Source organism: Exiguobacterium sp. SH0S7 (genome assembly GCF_004337195.1).
In the GTDB taxonomy this organism is placed as follows: Bacteria; Bacillota; Bacilli; order Exiguobacteriales; family Exiguobacteriaceae; genus Exiguobacterium; species Exiguobacterium aurantiacum_A.
This window is the reverse complement of sequence record NZ_SJVA01000001.1, coordinates 449,201-462,712: the sequence shown is the minus strand read 5'-3', so window position 1 is coordinate 462,712 and position 13,512 is coordinate 449,201. Positions and strand designations below refer to the sequence as shown.

The 13,512-nt window shown below is 50.8% G+C and carries 18 protein-coding genes; 12 read left to right on the top strand and 6 right to left on the bottom strand.

All coding sequences use genetic code 11. The annotated features are described in order from the left end of the window. Positions 1-2: 2 nt before the first annotated feature. Genes thpR through EVJ22_RS02405 form a run of 4 tightly spaced genes read left to right on the top strand, consistent with a single transcriptional unit; the run spans position 3 to position 4,415 of the window. Complete coding sequence (gene thpR / locus EVJ22_RS02420) at positions 3-578, top strand: RNA 2',3'-cyclic phosphodiesterase (protein WP_131443053.1); 576 nt, start codon at positions 3-5, stop codon at positions 576-578. Then, entirely contained in the window at positions 548-1,387 is an 840-nt protein-coding gene (locus EVJ22_RS02415; protein ID WP_071397856.1) for an NERD domain-containing protein, read from the top strand. Before thpR ends, EVJ22_RS02415 begins: the two co-directional genes overlap by 31 nt. 17 nt (positions 1,388-1,404) lie before the next feature. Continuing rightward, positions 1,405-3,570: a type I pullulanase gene (gene pulA, locus EVJ22_RS02410; RefSeq protein ID WP_071397855.1), complete on the top strand. Its 2,166-nt coding sequence runs from the start codon at positions 1,405-1,407 to the stop codon at positions 3,568-3,570. A gap of 50 nt (positions 3,571-3,620) precedes the next feature. Further along, the gene (locus EVJ22_RS02405) at positions 3,621-4,415 is read left to right on the top strand and encodes a phosphotransferase family protein (protein WP_070329440.1); all 795 of its coding nucleotides are present in this window, start codon (positions 3,621-3,623) and stop codon (positions 4,413-4,415) included. A gap of 45 nt (positions 4,416-4,460) precedes the next feature. Here the strand turns inward: EVJ22_RS02405 and cydS are convergent, their stop codons facing one another. Continuing rightward, positions 4,461-4,571, bottom strand: coding sequence for a cytochrome bd oxidase small subunit CydS family protein (gene cydS, locus EVJ22_RS15760; RefSeq protein WP_438802343.1), 111 nt, complete (start codon positions 4,569-4,571; stop codon positions 4,461-4,463). Positions 4,572-4,707: 136 nt separating this feature from the next. Between cydS and trmB the strand changes: the two genes are divergently transcribed. The 3 genes from trmB (at position 4,708) to EVJ22_RS15440 (ending at position 6,358) form a co-directional block, all read left to right on the top strand. Then, a complete protein-coding gene (gene trmB, locus EVJ22_RS02400; RefSeq protein ID WP_071397854.1) occupies positions 4,708-5,355 on the top strand; it encodes a tRNA (guanosine(46)-N7)-methyltransferase TrmB in 648 nt (215 codons plus the stop codon). Positions 5,356-5,460: 105 nt separating this feature from the next. Further along, positions 5,461-5,970, top strand: coding sequence for a hypothetical protein (locus EVJ22_RS02395; RefSeq protein WP_233589570.1), 510 nt, complete (start codon positions 5,461-5,463; stop codon positions 5,968-5,970). A gap of 139 nt (positions 5,971-6,109) precedes the next feature. Next, positions 6,110-6,358, top strand: a complete 249-nt coding sequence (locus EVJ22_RS15440) for a hypothetical protein (RefSeq protein WP_158625486.1) — start codon at positions 6,110-6,112, stop codon at positions 6,356-6,358. A 143-nt stretch (positions 6,359-6,501) separates the two neighbouring features. Here the strand turns inward: EVJ22_RS15440 and dhaM are convergent, their stop codons facing one another. The 4 genes from dhaM to EVJ22_RS02370 form a co-directional block, all read right to left on the bottom strand. Continuing rightward, entirely contained in the window at positions 6,502-6,846 is a 345-nt protein-coding gene (gene dhaM / locus EVJ22_RS02385) for a dihydroxyacetone kinase phosphoryl donor subunit DhaM (RefSeq protein ID WP_255569939.1), read from the bottom strand. Positions 6,847-6,862: 16 nt separating this feature from the next. Continuing rightward, complete coding sequence (gene dhaL, locus EVJ22_RS02380; RefSeq protein ID WP_071397851.1) at positions 6,863-7,453, bottom strand: dihydroxyacetone kinase subunit DhaL; 591 nt, start codon at positions 7,451-7,453, stop codon at positions 6,863-6,865. 19 nt (positions 7,454-7,472) lie between these two features. After that, positions 7,473-8,450 (bottom strand): dihydroxyacetone kinase subunit DhaK, encoded by a 978-nt coding sequence (gene dhaK, locus EVJ22_RS02375; protein ID WP_071397850.1) that lies wholly within the window; start codon positions 8,448-8,450, stop codon positions 7,473-7,475. A 103-nt stretch (positions 8,451-8,553) separates the two neighbouring features. Beyond that, entirely contained in the window at positions 8,554-8,856 is a 303-nt protein-coding gene (locus EVJ22_RS02370) for a PepSY domain-containing protein (protein ID WP_016508468.1), read from the bottom strand. A gap of 136 nt (positions 8,857-8,992) precedes the next feature. Here EVJ22_RS02370 and EVJ22_RS02365 point away from each other — a divergent pair, with 136 nt between their 5' ends. Next, positions 8,993-10,066 carry a M42 family metallopeptidase gene (locus tag EVJ22_RS02365; RefSeq protein WP_131443048.1) on the top strand — a complete coding sequence of 358 codons (1,074 nt, stop codon included), beginning with the start codon at positions 8,993-8,995 and terminating at the stop codon, positions 10,064-10,066. A 128-nt stretch (positions 10,067-10,194) separates the two neighbouring features. Beyond that, complete coding sequence (locus EVJ22_RS02360) at positions 10,195-11,211, top strand: PTS sugar transporter subunit IIC (RefSeq protein WP_131443046.1); 1,017 nt, start codon at positions 10,195-10,197, stop codon at positions 11,209-11,211. Positions 11,212-11,276: 65 nt separating this feature from the next. Here the strand turns inward: EVJ22_RS02360 and EVJ22_RS02355 are convergent, their stop codons facing one another. Further along, positions 11,277-11,609, bottom strand: a complete 333-nt coding sequence (locus tag EVJ22_RS02355) for an MLKL N-termimal domain-containing protein (protein WP_016508496.1) — start codon at positions 11,607-11,609, stop codon at positions 11,277-11,279. Between the two features lie 114 nt (positions 11,610-11,723). On the opposite strand from EVJ22_RS02355, the gene EVJ22_RS02350 reads away from it, so the two are divergent. The 3 genes from EVJ22_RS02350 to ytpR are packed head-to-tail and all read left to right on the top strand — an operon-like array spanning position 11,724 to position 13,504. Then, entirely contained in the window at positions 11,724-12,035 is a 312-nt protein-coding gene (locus tag EVJ22_RS02350) for a thioredoxin family protein (protein WP_071397847.1), read from the top strand. A gap of 5 nt (positions 12,036-12,040) precedes the next feature. Further along, positions 12,041-12,835 (top strand): DUF1444 family protein, encoded by a 795-nt coding sequence (locus tag EVJ22_RS02345; protein ID WP_071397846.1) that lies wholly within the window; start codon positions 12,041-12,043, stop codon positions 12,833-12,835. Between the two features lie 48 nt (positions 12,836-12,883). After that, positions 12,884-13,504 (top strand): YtpR family tRNA-binding protein, encoded by a 621-nt coding sequence (gene ytpR / locus EVJ22_RS02340; RefSeq protein WP_131443044.1) that lies wholly within the window; start codon positions 12,884-12,886, stop codon positions 13,502-13,504. The last annotated feature ends 8 nt before the right edge of the window (positions 13,505-13,512 follow it).

Genomic DNA, 13,512 nt, shown 5'->3' with positions numbered 1-13,512 from the left:
CGATGTCGACACATTATTTTATAGCGCTCCCGATCGAAGCGCGACAGTTTGAACAAATCCAACGGGACATCTTACCGTTTTATTCCTATCGCCGCGTTTATCGACCAGAGGAATTTCATTTGACGCTTCAATTTTTAGGGGCATTAGACGATGACCAAGTAGAGGCAGTCAAAGAGATCACTCGAGGCGTGGCGCACGAAACGGCGCCGTTCACGTTACTTTTTCAGCAGATTGATCATTTTGGGAGACCGGATCGTCCGCGCGTGCTGACAATCATCCCGAATCCGTCTGAAGCGCTTTTGACATTCGTCAGTACACTTCGGCGCAAATTGGCAGAAGAGATTTCAGCCATCGATCGGAAACCGTTCGCAGCACACGTCACCCTTGCAAAGAAATGGGATACCGGCGAGCGGATCCCTTATATCGCACCTGCGTTTGACGTGGAAGAAGCAATCACAGAAGTAGTGCTCTATCGAATCAATCCGACAAAGACTCCTGCCTATGAAGCAGTTGAAGTATTTCCGCTAGCGCATTCAGAGGAGGACACATGGCGATCCCGATTAAAATTTTTGACGTAATTTCTAAATATGAACGGAACATGCTCGATCAATTCAATCGTTTTCAAGAGTATATCGAATCCGATACGGCGCGAATGCGCAGACTCTACGACTCAAATCGGCTAACTCCGCCGGAAATCATGGAGTTTGAAAACCCGTGGTGGAAATTTTGGCGTCGTACGGAGCGCATCGAACTCGAAGCGAACCCGTTGACGGAAAAACAATTTCAAACGCTGCTCACAAACCGGCGCCGCATCCAAAAGCTTCAATTTGCGTGCGAAGGGGCAACAGAAGCGGATATGCCACTATTAGCTTTTTTGCGGGACTATAGTTATCGGCATATGCTTACAGAATGGAACGAGCATCACTTTTTCATGTATCGTCCTGTCGTCGAGTGGAACGGGGCCATGGTTGAACTAAGCCATATCATCGTTGGGCCGTCGCATATTTATCTCGTTGAATGGCTTGAAGGTGACCGCAGCATCTATCACGTATCGAAACAGAAGACTTGGATTCATCAACCACTCAAAGGGGAAAATAAACGTGTAGTCAATCCGCTCATCGCATTGACACGCACCGAAGAAATCGTAAGGCAGTTTCTTCCGTCCTATGATGGGGTCATCCAAAAAGTGGCGTTGGCTCCGAACGGCTATTTCGATCATGTGCCGGAGACACGCGCGACCCAGTTTGTTTCACGGTCGGATTACGACCAATGGATGAAACAAGTCAATGCGAGGGCATCCATCGTGAAAGCCCAACAAATTCGAGATGTGGCGAAACTTCTAGATACGACAGCACAGATGCCGTTTCGACAATTTTTGGATCAGTAGGAGAGGATGGAACGAGTATGTATCACACACCTGATCAACAGGCGACAACGCATGTGACAATCGAGCGGGCAACGCTCCTCTCATTTGAGACGGTTCGACTCGAAGTCATCGCCGAATATGAGTCCATTCCAGTACAAATCGAGCAAAATGGGCGCCCTGTTACTTACGTGGTGCTCGAAGAACGATCAACTGAGGCCGGGACGATTGAACGGGACATCCGTCTCGCGCGCCCGGTAACGCTGGAATCGGTTTATACCGTATTTCATCCTGGACATAAAACAATCGTGGTCGTCCCGAGAGAAATTGTCCAGACGAATGAGTTTGAACGCAGATACGCCTACGATGGACCGCTCGGACTCCTCTTTGGCATAAATGTGATTGACGTATTCGTCTGGTCACCTGTCGCTTTCTCGATTTGGGTGACGGTGCATGATGAAGACACGCATCGGGAAATCGAGCGATTTCGGATGATGCGCGGTAGCCGCGGCGTCTGGCATGCCGAGGTGCCAAAAGGTTACGAAGGTTTACTGTACCGTCTTCACGTCAAAACACCGGTCGAAACGAACGATATCGTCGACCCTTACGCGAAAGCCGTCAGCTTGAATGGCGAATTTGGCGTATTGGTCGATGTCGAAGCCGAGATTGCGAAACACGTTGAACCGGTGTTACGGCCGCCGCTCCGAAAAGCGACTGACGCCGTCATCTACGAACTTCATATCCGCGACTTCACGAGCCACCCCGCTTCGACGAGCCGTCTAAACGGATTATACGGCAGCATCGTCGAAACCGGGATTCGGACGACCGGTGATAAGAGTGCCGGTTTCGATTACTTGAAAGAGTTAGGCGTCACACATTTACAATTGCTCCCGGTTCATGACTTCGGCAGCGTCGACGAGTTGACACGCATGCCTTATAACTGGGGGTACGACCCGATTCATTGGTTTGCTTTAGAAGGGAGCTACGCCTCAGACCCAAGCGCCCCGACAACAAGAGTGCTCGAGTATGCCCGAATGGTGAACGAGTTACACAAAACCGGGATGCGCGTCGTCGTCGATGTCGTCATGAACCATGTGTTCATTCGTGAACAGTCGTCGCTCGAAGCGCTCGTGCCATATTATTATTTCCGGTATGAGCACGACGGGACGGTCGCAAACGGTACCGGTGTCGGGAATGATACAGCGTCTGAACGGTATATGATGCGTCGCATGATTGTCGATTGCATCACTTATTTTGCGACGACGTATCAAGTTGACGGTTTTCGATTCGATTTGATGGGGATCCATGATGTGGAAACGATGAACCAAGTTCGGACGTCGCTTGATAAAGTCGACAGGTCTATCTTGATCTATGGAGAAGGTTGGGATTTGGCGACACCGCTCGGCCCGTCCTTGAAGGCGTCTTCCCACAATGCGGCGCATATGCCACGAATTGGTCATTTTAACGATATGATGCGAGATGCGCTGAAAGGTTCCTCGTTCAACGAGCGCGAGCGCGGCTTCGTATCCGGGAACGAATGGCGGGAGTGGGAACTTCGTGAATGCATCACCGGTGCCGTTCAGATTCCGAACGTCACCGTCGGTCGGTTCCCGAGTCCGCAATATACGATCAATTATGTGGAAGCGCACGATAACTATACGACGTTTGATAAATTGCTGCTCGCTTGTGAGGATACGGATGAGACGACGAGGTTACGGATGCAACGGCTGGCTACGGCGATCGTCATTACGTCACAAGGCGTTCCGTTCCTTCACGCCGGACAAGAGTTCGGTCGGACGAAACAAGGCGTAGAGAACAGCTACAACGCCCCTGATCGGATCAATCATTTTGATTGGGACCTTCGTGACAGTCGGGCGACAGAAGTGGAGTATGTGAAAACGCTGCTCAAGTTACGCCGGCGCCACACGTGTTTCCGATATGATACCCGGCAAAAAGTAGTCGAGCAGTTCAAGTTTCTCCCGTCGCCGCCTGGTGTGATCGCTTACGAACTGACAGCAAGCCATTCTTACGATGCTTGGCAGCGAGTGCGTGTGTATTTGAACGGGACGTTCGAGCAAGTGACGTTCCAAGCCGAAGGCGACTGGAACGTATACGTGCAAGGGGATAAGGCAAGTTTGACGCCGATTGTTCGAAACCCGAGTCAGATTCAAGTCGAGTCGTTGTCAATGACGATTATCGCGTGTTAATATTGTGATTGTATCTTTTTAACTTCCAATGAGATTTGAGCGTGATGAACATGTATTCAGATATAATCGGTGCCCTCGGTGAAGAGTGGACAGTGGCTTCCGCAGGCGGGATTACGGGTGAAGCGTACGTAGCGACGACGCACCAACAAAAAATCTTTGTTAAACGGAATTCGTCTCCATTTTTAGCGATTCTATCCGCCGAAGGCATCGTCCCGAAACTATTGTGGACGAAGCGGATGTTCAACGGAGACGTTCTCAGTGCCCAACAGTTCATCGAAGGTCGCGAGTTATCGCCTGCCGACATGGAGCGTTCCGAAGTGGCGGCGCAACTCGGAAAGATCCATCATTCGAAAGAGCTATTATTCATGTTACAGCAGTTAAACCATACACCGGTCACTTCAGAACTGTTGTACCGGCAATGTGCCGCCTATGAGCAAGATGAGGCAGATGAGACGATCGATGAGGCGGTCCGTTGGTTATCAGACCATCGGCTGCCCGATGACGAGCGCGAACTGGTCGTTTGTCACTCTGATCTCAATCACAATAATTGGATTGAGGATGAGTCGGGACTTCTTTATTTGACCGATTGGGACGACGCCATTATCGCGGATCGCGCGTTTGATTTGGCGATGGTCGTCTATAGCTACGTCGATGAAGTCGATTGGGAAGAGTGGTTCAGCCATTACGGGATCACGCTGACCGCCGATCTGCATTATCGGATGCACTGGTACGCGATTGCCCAGACCGTGTTGACCATCTATGGTGAACAGAGCGCTATGGCAAGAGCTGAAGGTCTGACCGTGCTTCGTGAGCTACTCGACGAAGCGGATGAACGGACGCAATGAAAAAAGGGATGGCTCACGAATGTGAGTCATCCCTTTCGATATACATCAGACATCTTCAGGTTTCATAAAGTACGCCCAGACGAACGTAGCGATGACGGCGCCGAAAAACGTGAGCGGGGCCGCATAAAAGATTAAGAATTGATCTAACGTGCTCATTGATTTAACCTCCTTGTGAGGGATGATTCATGTCCATTAAACAATGATTTCGTGTATAATCGCAAGGGGACTGCTCGCGTAAAGCGGCTCAGTCAGCAGAAACTTGAACATTTCATGAACGAAAGGTAGGATTTCAATGCGCTTACGCCATAAACCTTGGGCTAAAGACTATATGCAAGCCCAAGAACATGTATTTATCACGAATCCCGAACAGTTGAAAGGGAGTTGGAAAACCGAATTCGGTAACGACAATCCACTCTTTATCGAGGTCGGTTCTGGGAAAGGGCAATTCGTTCTCGGGATGGCCCAACAGTTCCCGGACGCCAACTTTATCGCCATCGAGCTATTCGAGAGCGTTGCCGTTTCGATCGTCCAAAAACTCGTCGAAACGCCGATGCCAAACGTACGCGTCTTGACCGTCGATGCGAAGCAACTCGTCGATTATTTCGAAGCAGGAGAAGTCGACCGCGTTTACTTGAACTTCTCGGACCCTTGGCCGAAGACGAGACATGCGAAGCGCCGCTTGACGTATAAGACGTTTTTAGCCACATACGAAGCGATTCTGCCTCGCGGGGGCGAAATCCACTTTAAGACGGACAACCGAAGTCTGTTCGAATATTCGCTCGAGAGTATGAGCCAATACGGCATGTACTTCACGGATATTTCACTCGATTTGCACGCAAACGAACCTGTTGACAACGTACGTACCGAGTACGAAGAGCGCTTCAGCGCCATGGGTCAGCCGATCTACCGGATGGAAGCAGCGTTCCGACCGAAAATTTGACACGCTTTTTTCTTATTTTGATAGCATTTTCTTCACACTTTTTTCTTTCTTCTTGGTACAATAGGAATGACGCTAAATTGGAATTAGAGAAGGGGGAATATGGGGATGTTGAAAAAAGCATGGGCAAGCCTGCTTGCAGTAATCTTCATTCTAACAATCGCACCACTCAATACCTCGGCAAACGAGGCGTTCTTAGACGCACTCGAAGAGGATTTGAAAGCGACGCATTACGACTATAAAGAAGGAACGGCTAAAATCGTCAAAGAAGAGACGCTCACGCACTCGAACGGCAACGAAGTCATCGCAGCGGTCGTCGAACTCGATACGGTACGTGACGGCATCTTCATCACACGTAAGACGGAGTTCCATTATTACGATGCGACGGACAACAAGATTCTTGCAACGGCTGACCTTGTCGAAGTCGAAGGTGCGACCGAGTTTTCGGACGCGAACATCGACATGCTCGGTCAACAGATCATCTACTGGTTGCCGGTCTTGATCATGTTGCTCTTAATCGCGGTTCCGGCGCTCATTCTTTTCTTCGTCGTACCACGCTTCTACTCGACGACAGATTACATGAATCCGATTTATGAGAAAAACGATAATCCACGTTAAAAAAAAAAAGAGCCGAGAGGCTCTTCAGCTTGTTGACTAACATCAATAGAATCGCTCGTCCTTCCGGCGCCCACGCTTTCCTGCAGGAGTCGGGGCGCCGTCGGACGAGCAACGCAAACGGTCGCCATCTGGCGGCCGTTTGTCTTTTTCTGAGGCCTCGATGGCCGACGAGAAAAGCCCTGGATATGTTCTTAGAACCGATGAAAACGGAAAACGGTATGTATGGACCGTCACCGCCTCCGAACAGGAAGGGAATCATCATGAACCGATCCGCACCGACGCCTCGTTAGACCAGTTGGTCCCGAAAAACCACCTCGTCCGTAAGATTGACCGCCATGTCGACTTCTCCATCGTCCATCGCGCCAACCTTATGGCAGCCACCGCATAAAATATGAAGAAGTTGGCCAGTTCACTGGCCTGGAGAGACTGTATACATACCATTTTTTCAATCTTGTGCCGGGCAGAGCGCCTCAAGGTCATCGAACATAAAAAAAGATGAACCAATTCGCTTTTCGCGAATTGGCTCTTTTTTTACGTCATTTTCAACTGTTCCATAATTTGATCAAGACCCATGCCGTTTCCTGAAGAGACGGCTGCGACGAACGCGCTCTCGACGATCGGACCGTCATAGAACTTGATTTTCTTATCGCCTTCATACATATCGATGGCAAGCTCAGCGTTCATCGTCGCCGATCCGATATCGGACAGGATGAGTGCCTCTTTGCCGACGGTTTCGATGGCCTCGAGGATACGGGTCACATCGGTTCCGATACTGCCGTCTTCTAGTCCGCTCGCAAGATGAATCGGAACGGCTGGAGCCATCTCTTTCATCAAATCTTGAATCCCTTCACCAATTTTAGCGCTATGCGAAACGATGATGAGCTCTACGATGTCAATCGACCTCCTTCATGATCGCTTTCAAGACGATTGAACTGGACAACGCGCCAGGGTCGATTGTACCGCGAGAGTTCTCTCCGAAGTATGAGGCGCGGCCTTTCGTCGCCAGCATCCCCTCCGTCTCATTGACGAGATGATCCAACTTTGAGGTGAAATCATCTGATTCACTCAAACCGTCTAAAAATGGCTCCCAGACGTCGACCATTGTCTTTTGCCCGGCGGTGGACTTGCCACGAGCTTTGATCGCAGCCGTCCCTTCCTCTAGCGCTTCTTTCACGAGCGCAAAGTCGGCCTCGGTCGCGTCACCAAATTTCGGTGCTGCTTTGACGAATGCCGAACCGTAGAGTGGACCGGCCGCACCACCGACTTTTGACATGAGCGTCATCCCGACTTTCTTACTCAACTCACCGAGAGAAGCGTACTCATCGTCGAGGATTGCAACGACTGCATCAAAGCCGCGTGACATATTGATGCCGTGGTCACCGTCCCCGATCGCCCGGTCTAGGTCTGTCAGTGTATCTTTATTCGCTTCAATCTCAGATTGGGCATGGCGCAGCGCTTGTTTGAACCCTTCAATCGTCAACATCGATTAAACACCTCGTTTGTTAGATTTTGAAACCGAGCGCCGCTGATGGCGCGTCAAGATAACTTGTCAATTCATCGTCGAGCGGTAACAGGGTGATGGAGAAACCATGCATCTCGAGAGATGTCATATAGTTACCGACGTATTTACGTTTTAACGTGTAACCAGCTGCTTCTAATTTTTTGGCAACGAAGTGATACGTCACGTAAAGCTCAGACAGCGGTGTCCCACCCATACCGTTGACCATGACGGCGACTTCTCCAGGCTCGACTTCTTTTGTCAAATGTTCGAGTAGGTCGTCGACAATCGAATCGACGTCGGTCGTCGGTTTCCGTTCGACACCGCGCTCGCCGTGAATCCCGATTCCGATTTCCATCTCTTCCTCGTTCAGGTCAAAGCCAGGTTTACCGCTCACTGGCATGTAGCACGGCTCGACCGCCATTCCCATCGAGCGGACGTGAGATGCGACTTTCTCGGCAAGCGCTTTCACTTCTTCCAATGACTTCCCGCTCGCTGCTGCGGCTCCGGCAATCTTATGCACGAACACCGTGCCCGCTACGCCACGGCGGTCTTCTTTATTCGCAATCGCGACGTCATCAGCGACGACGACGTGATCGACTTTAATCCCTTCGGCGTCAGCGAGTTCGCCGGCTAGTTCAAAGTTCATGACATCACCAGCATAGTTTTTGACAACGAGCAACACACCGTTGCCACCGTCCGCAGCCTTGATGCCCTCAAGTACCATGTCTGGGGTCGGGGACGTGAACACTTCACCACAGACAGCGGCGTCGAGCATCCCATCGCCAACATAACCGGCGTGTGCAGGTTCATGCCCGCTTCCGCCACCTGAGACGAGTCCGACTTTTCCGGACTTGGCGCCATCCGCTCTGCAGATGACGTTCACCCCTTCGACGCGACCGTACAGTTCAGGATGGGCGTGTACCATCCCTTCGACCATTTGCGACACAAGTTCACTTGCTTCACCAATCAGTTTTTTCACGTGGGATCACTCCTTTTTAAGTTTGAAAACTACCATTCTCAATTTTCCACTCTTTCGAACGGTTTAAACAAAAAAGTCGGCGAATTGTTTCGCCGACTTTGTTTCATGCATATTCAAGTAAAGCGCCAGTCTCTGAATCGACCGTGAATTGGTACGTTTTTTCTTCGTCGCTCTCGAGGACCGAGATCCCGCCTTTGTAAACATCGTACTCACGACCGTCATAAGTATAAATCTCCGGTGATGCCGAGATCCATGCGCCTTGGACGTGACCTTTCGCTGAGAACGCCCGTTTCGTGTACTCGAGCGCATCTTCAGCCGATAAGCTTCGTTCATCTAACACTTTTTTCGTCATAAGTGCGGCTACGACGGCAACCCCGATTCCAACTAACCAATACCTTTTCTTCATATGACTACCTCCCCTTGAACTATGGCTATCACATACATCGTACCAAAACCTGTACCCCATTGGAATGAAAAGCATTCGCTTCCATCGAAATATTCTGTATATAATGAGACCAGAACGAGTGAAAGGATGAAATAAAATGGAACAAAAAACGAGAGAATTATTTAAGACGTTGACAGAATTGCCAGGAGCGCCTGGTTTCGAATCAGAAGTTCGGCAATTTGTCCGCGACCGGATCACTCCGCACGTCGATGACGTGATGACGGACGGAATCGGTTCAATCTTCGGGAAACGAGTCGGGGACGAGTCGGGACCACGCATCATGATCGCCGGTCATATGGATGAAGTCGCGTTCATGGTCACACGGATCACAGAGAACGGCATGTTGTACATACAACCGCTCGGCGGCTGGTGGAGCCAAGTGCTGATGGCACAACGGTTCGACATCATAACATCGAACGGGAAAATCCCGGGTGTCGTCGCCTCGACGCCTCCGCATTTACTCGGGCCTGAGGCACAGAACAAACCGATGGAAATCAAGCAGATGTTCATCGATATTGGGGCCGACTCAAAAGAAGAGGCGGAGTCATGGGGCGTCCGGCCAGGAGTTCCTGCCGTGCCGACGAGTGAATTCACTCCGCTCCACCATCCGAAAAAAATTATGGCCAAAGCATGGGACAACCGCTACGGTGTCGGTCTCGCCATCGAGTTGCTCGAAGAGACGACTAAAGCAGATCACCCGAACATTTTGTTCTCGGGTGCGACTGTCCAAGAAGAAGTCGGCCTGCGCGGGGCCCAGACGGCTGCCGAGATGATTCAGCCGGACGTCGCGCTCGTGCTCGATGCGTCGCCAGCCAATGATGCTTCCGGCAATAAGACGGAATTCGGTCAGCTCGGCGAAGGCGCGCTCATCCGGATTCTTGACCGCGTCATGGTCATGTCCCCTGAGATGCGTGACTTCTTGCTCGATACAGCGTCAGATGAAAACATCAAGACACAATACTTCGTGTCACCAGGTGGGACAGACGCAGGTCGTATCCATATGAGTGGGCAAGGTGTGCCGACCGCCGTCATCGGCGTCGCAGCTCGTTACATTCATACGCACGCCTCGATTTTGCATACGGATGACTACGATGCGGCCAAAGCGCTTCTAAAAGCGCTCGTCAAACGGTTAGACCGTTCGACGATGGAAACGCTCCGCGCATCCCGTTAATGAACGACGCCACTTTAACCGAGTGGCGTTTTTTTCTGTTGATATTTACAGGGAAAAGATTATACTGATAAAAGTGTGAAGACAGAAACTTTACGACTGACAAGACAATAGAAAGAGGGGTGAATCCCATGCTCAAGAAGAAAGGGATCACGCTCAGCCCGTCACTCTACTTTGTGACGGCGCTCAGCTATATGGCACTCGGATTATTCAGTACACTCATTATCGGGTTGATCATGAAGACAATTGGGGGGCAATTGCTCGGCACGAGCGTTAGCGGTCTCGGCGATACACTCCAACAAATCGGAGATGTCGCCATCAGTTTGACGGGACCAGCCATCGGGATTGCGATTGCCTATGCGCTCCAGGCTCCGCCACTCATCTTGTTTTCAGCGCTCGTCGTCGGGACGTTCGGCTATGAGTTCGGGCCGGCGGGTAGTTACGTCGCGACGCTTCTTTCGGTCGAACTGGCCAAGCTCGTTTCGAAGTCGACGAAGCTTGATATTTTAGTGACGCCATTCACGACGATCGCGATCGGCTACTTGAGTGCGACGTACATCGGGAAATATGTCGGTCTGTTCATGACCCAACTCGGCACGTGGATCGAGTGGGGGACTGAACAACAACCGCTCGTTATGGGCGTCATCGTCGCGACGCTCATGGGTCTCGCGTTGACGGCCCCGATTTCAAGCGCGGCCATCGCGCTCATGCTCGGGCTTAGCGGGATCGCCGCCGGTGCGGCGACGGTCGGGTGTGCGGCTCAAATGGTCGGGTTCGCGGTCACAAGTTACCGTGACAACGGCATCGGCGGAGCGGTTGCTCAAGGGATCGGCACGTCGATGCTTCAAGTCGGGAATATCGTCAAAAATCCATGGATCCTACTGCCCCCGACGGTTGCCGGTGCGGTACTCGCCCCGATCGCCATCTTGTTGTTTGAATTAGAGAGTGTCGCGGCCGGAGCCGGGATGGGGACGAGCGGCCTCGTCGGTCCGATCGTCATGCTCGAAACGATGGGCTTCAGTTGGCATACGTTGATCGTCGTCTTCGGTTTCTTGATCGTCGGTCCGGCCATACTGAGCTATGCGGTATATCAAGTATTGACCCGGATGAACCGGATTCAGCCGAATGATATGAAAATCGAATATTGAACCGACACATAAAAATAAGCGTCTCGCCAAGTTGCGAGACGCTTATTCATTTGACGCCGAGCAGATCACCAGCCGAAGAAGTTACGGACGGTCTCGACGGTTTCGCGCGGGATTCTAAAGCTGACGAAGAACAGCGTGAGTATCAATGCGTAGATGGGAAGTAAAAAACGTTTCCTGACAATCGGCAAGTAGCGGACGAGGCGTTTCAATCCACGTTCTACGATGTAAATGATGGCGAATCCAACGATGAGCCAAACGAGAATTTGACTTCGTGTCTTATCTGTATCGATGAACAAGTACCCGTAGCGGAGAATGGAGAGCATTCCGACGGCGCCGACGAGCTGTTCGAGTGGGTGTTTCATGTCCGGATTTAATTGTTCACGCGTCCATTTTGTCATGTTGTCACCTTTTTCAAATAGTCTTCGCTCTTGATTATAGCAAAACACGAGAGCGGATTGTGAGAACGGACTTATGCTATCATTAACGTGGAAAAAAGAACAGGAGTGATGAAGATGAAACGATTGACAACGATGGTTGAATATACAGAAGCAAAGCAAGGGAAAAGTGTGTTCATGTTTTCAGCGACATGGTGTGGCGATTGCCGCTTCCTCGATCCGTTCATGCCCGAACTGGAGTCAAAGTTCAACGAGTGGACGTTCTACTACGTCGACCGTGACGAATGGATGGAACTCGCACAAGAACTCGATATTTTCGGGATTCCGAGTTTTGTCGCCTTTAACGGTGGGCAAGAAGTGGACCGCTACGTCGGACGCGAACGTAAAACGCCGGAGCAAGTCGAAGCATTTCTTAGCGAGTTAGGGTGATTTAGATGGAACGGAATGAACTGCGGCGAGCGATCGAACGTCAATTCACTGACGGGTATCGGACGTCTTATGACAGAGAAAATGAAGTGTTGCGAATCGAACGGGCAGCTGACCGGTTCGGCGTCAACATTCGACTGGCCCCACTTGTTGCCAAAGCAAAAGTGCGCGGCAATATTGCGGTTGAAGAAATCGTCGACTATATAAAGACGGCCCTTACAGCAGACCAAGAGATTGAATTAGTCGGCAACGAAGCCCAAATTTTCCCGGTCATTCGGGCCGCTTCGTTCTCGACAGAAACAAAAACCGGACAAGCGCTCGTCGTGACACCGCATACGGCGGAGACGGCCATCTACTATGCCCTCGACCTTGGCAACGGGTATCGTTTGATTGAAGAGCGGCATTTGAATGCGATGATGACGAAAGAGCGAGTCGATCAAGTGGCGCGGGATAACGTGAAAAAGTTACCGACCGACTTAAAAGAAGACGATGTCGCCGGCAACAAATTCTATTTCCTGTCTGCCCGTGACGGCTACGAGGCGTCTCGTATCCTCAATGACGAATTTTTACGGGTCATGGATCGACGAATCGAAGGAGACATGTTAGTCGGGGTGCCGCATCAAGATGTGATGATCATCGCCGATATCCGGAACGATCAAGGATACGACGCGATGCAACAGCTCATGTTCGACTTTTTTACGAACGGACGCGTCCCGGTGACAGCTCTCGCGTTTCATTATGAGGACGGCGTTCTCGAACCAATTTTTATTGTTGGAAAAAAGAACCCACCAACGGACGCATAATCTGCTAAACTATTTGTGTCTAGTTTGAAAGAAGGGGCGTATTTACGTATGCAAATTAATGCTTTTTATAACCGTGAAGGAATTGGCGATGTTCTCATGGTGTTGTTAAAAGAAGGCGATCGCCATCATCAAGTCGTCGAACGAAAAGACGATATCGCCATCGTTAAAGCGGCGGACGGATCAGTGAACGGCTACAACGTGTTTAATGCGAGTAACTATTTCAATGTCAGTGACTGGCACGGTCCGGTCGGCTTGACGGCAGAATTGATCGAGACGCTCGGTGTCATTTTACGCAAGCAGAATATCGAAGCGGATTTATCGGGCGTTGACTTCACACCGACGTTCGTTGTCGGTTATGTCGAATCGGCTGAGAAACATCCCGATGCGGATAAATTATCGATCTGCCAAGTCGAGATCGATCAAGGTACGGTTCAAATCGTTTGTGGAGCGCCGAACGTTGCGGCCGGACAAAAGGTCGTCGTCGCAAAACCAGGAGCGGTCATGCCGTCGGGTCTCATTATCCGACCGTCTAAACTCCGTGGGGAGAGCTCGCATGGGATGATTTGTTCAGCACGTGAGTTGAACCTTCCTGATGCACCGCAAGAAAAAGGAATTTTAGTGTTAGATGACGAATATGAAGTAGGGAAAGCATTTGAAATCGGTCGCTAAACTCGACC

What these genes read in the sequence shown, in the direction of transcription:
- thpR (WP_131443053.1), top strand. Translation starts at nt 3, where the DNA reads ATGTCGACACATTATTTTATAGCGCTCCCGATCGAAGCGCGACAGTTT.
- EVJ22_RS02415 (WP_071397856.1), top strand. Translation starts at nt 548, where the DNA reads ATGGCGATCCCGATTAAAATTTTTGACGTAATTTCTAAATATGAACGG.
- pulA (WP_071397855.1), top strand. Translation starts at nt 1,405, where the DNA reads ATGTATCACACACCTGATCAACAGGCGACAACGCATGTGACAATCGAG.
- EVJ22_RS02405 (WP_070329440.1), top strand. Translation starts at nt 3,621, where the DNA reads ATGTATTCAGATATAATCGGTGCCCTCGGTGAAGAGTGGACAGTGGCT.
- cydS (WP_438802343.1), bottom strand. Translation starts at nt 4,571, where the DNA reads ATGAGCACGTTAGATCAATTCTTAATCTTTTATGCGGCCCCGCTCACG.
- trmB (WP_071397854.1), top strand. Translation starts at nt 4,708, where the DNA reads ATGCGCTTACGCCATAAACCTTGGGCTAAAGACTATATGCAAGCCCAA.
- EVJ22_RS02395 (WP_233589570.1), top strand. Translation starts at nt 5,461, where the DNA reads ATGTTGAAAAAAGCATGGGCAAGCCTGCTTGCAGTAATCTTCATTCTA.
- dhaL (WP_071397851.1), bottom strand. Translation starts at nt 7,453, where the DNA reads ATGTTGACGATTGAAGGGTTCAAACAAGCGCTGCGCCATGCCCAATCT.
- EVJ22_RS02370 (WP_016508468.1), bottom strand. Translation starts at nt 8,856, where the DNA reads ATGAAGAAAAGGTATTGGTTAGTTGGAATCGGGGTTGCCGTCGTAGCC.
- EVJ22_RS02365 (WP_131443048.1), top strand. Translation starts at nt 8,993, where the DNA reads ATGGAACAAAAAACGAGAGAATTATTTAAGACGTTGACAGAATTGCCA.
- EVJ22_RS02360 (WP_131443046.1), top strand. Translation starts at nt 10,195, where the DNA reads ATGCTCAAGAAGAAAGGGATCACGCTCAGCCCGTCACTCTACTTTGTG.
- EVJ22_RS02355 (WP_016508496.1), bottom strand. Translation starts at nt 11,609, where the DNA reads ATGACAAAATGGACGCGTGAACAATTAAATCCGGACATGAAACACCCA.
- EVJ22_RS02350 (WP_071397847.1), top strand. Translation starts at nt 11,724, where the DNA reads ATGAAACGATTGACAACGATGGTTGAATATACAGAAGCAAAGCAAGGG.
- EVJ22_RS02345 (WP_071397846.1), top strand. Translation starts at nt 12,041, where the DNA reads ATGGAACGGAATGAACTGCGGCGAGCGATCGAACGTCAATTCACTGAC.
- ytpR (WP_131443044.1), top strand. Translation starts at nt 12,884, where the DNA reads ATGCAAATTAATGCTTTTTATAACCGTGAAGGAATTGGCGATGTTCTC.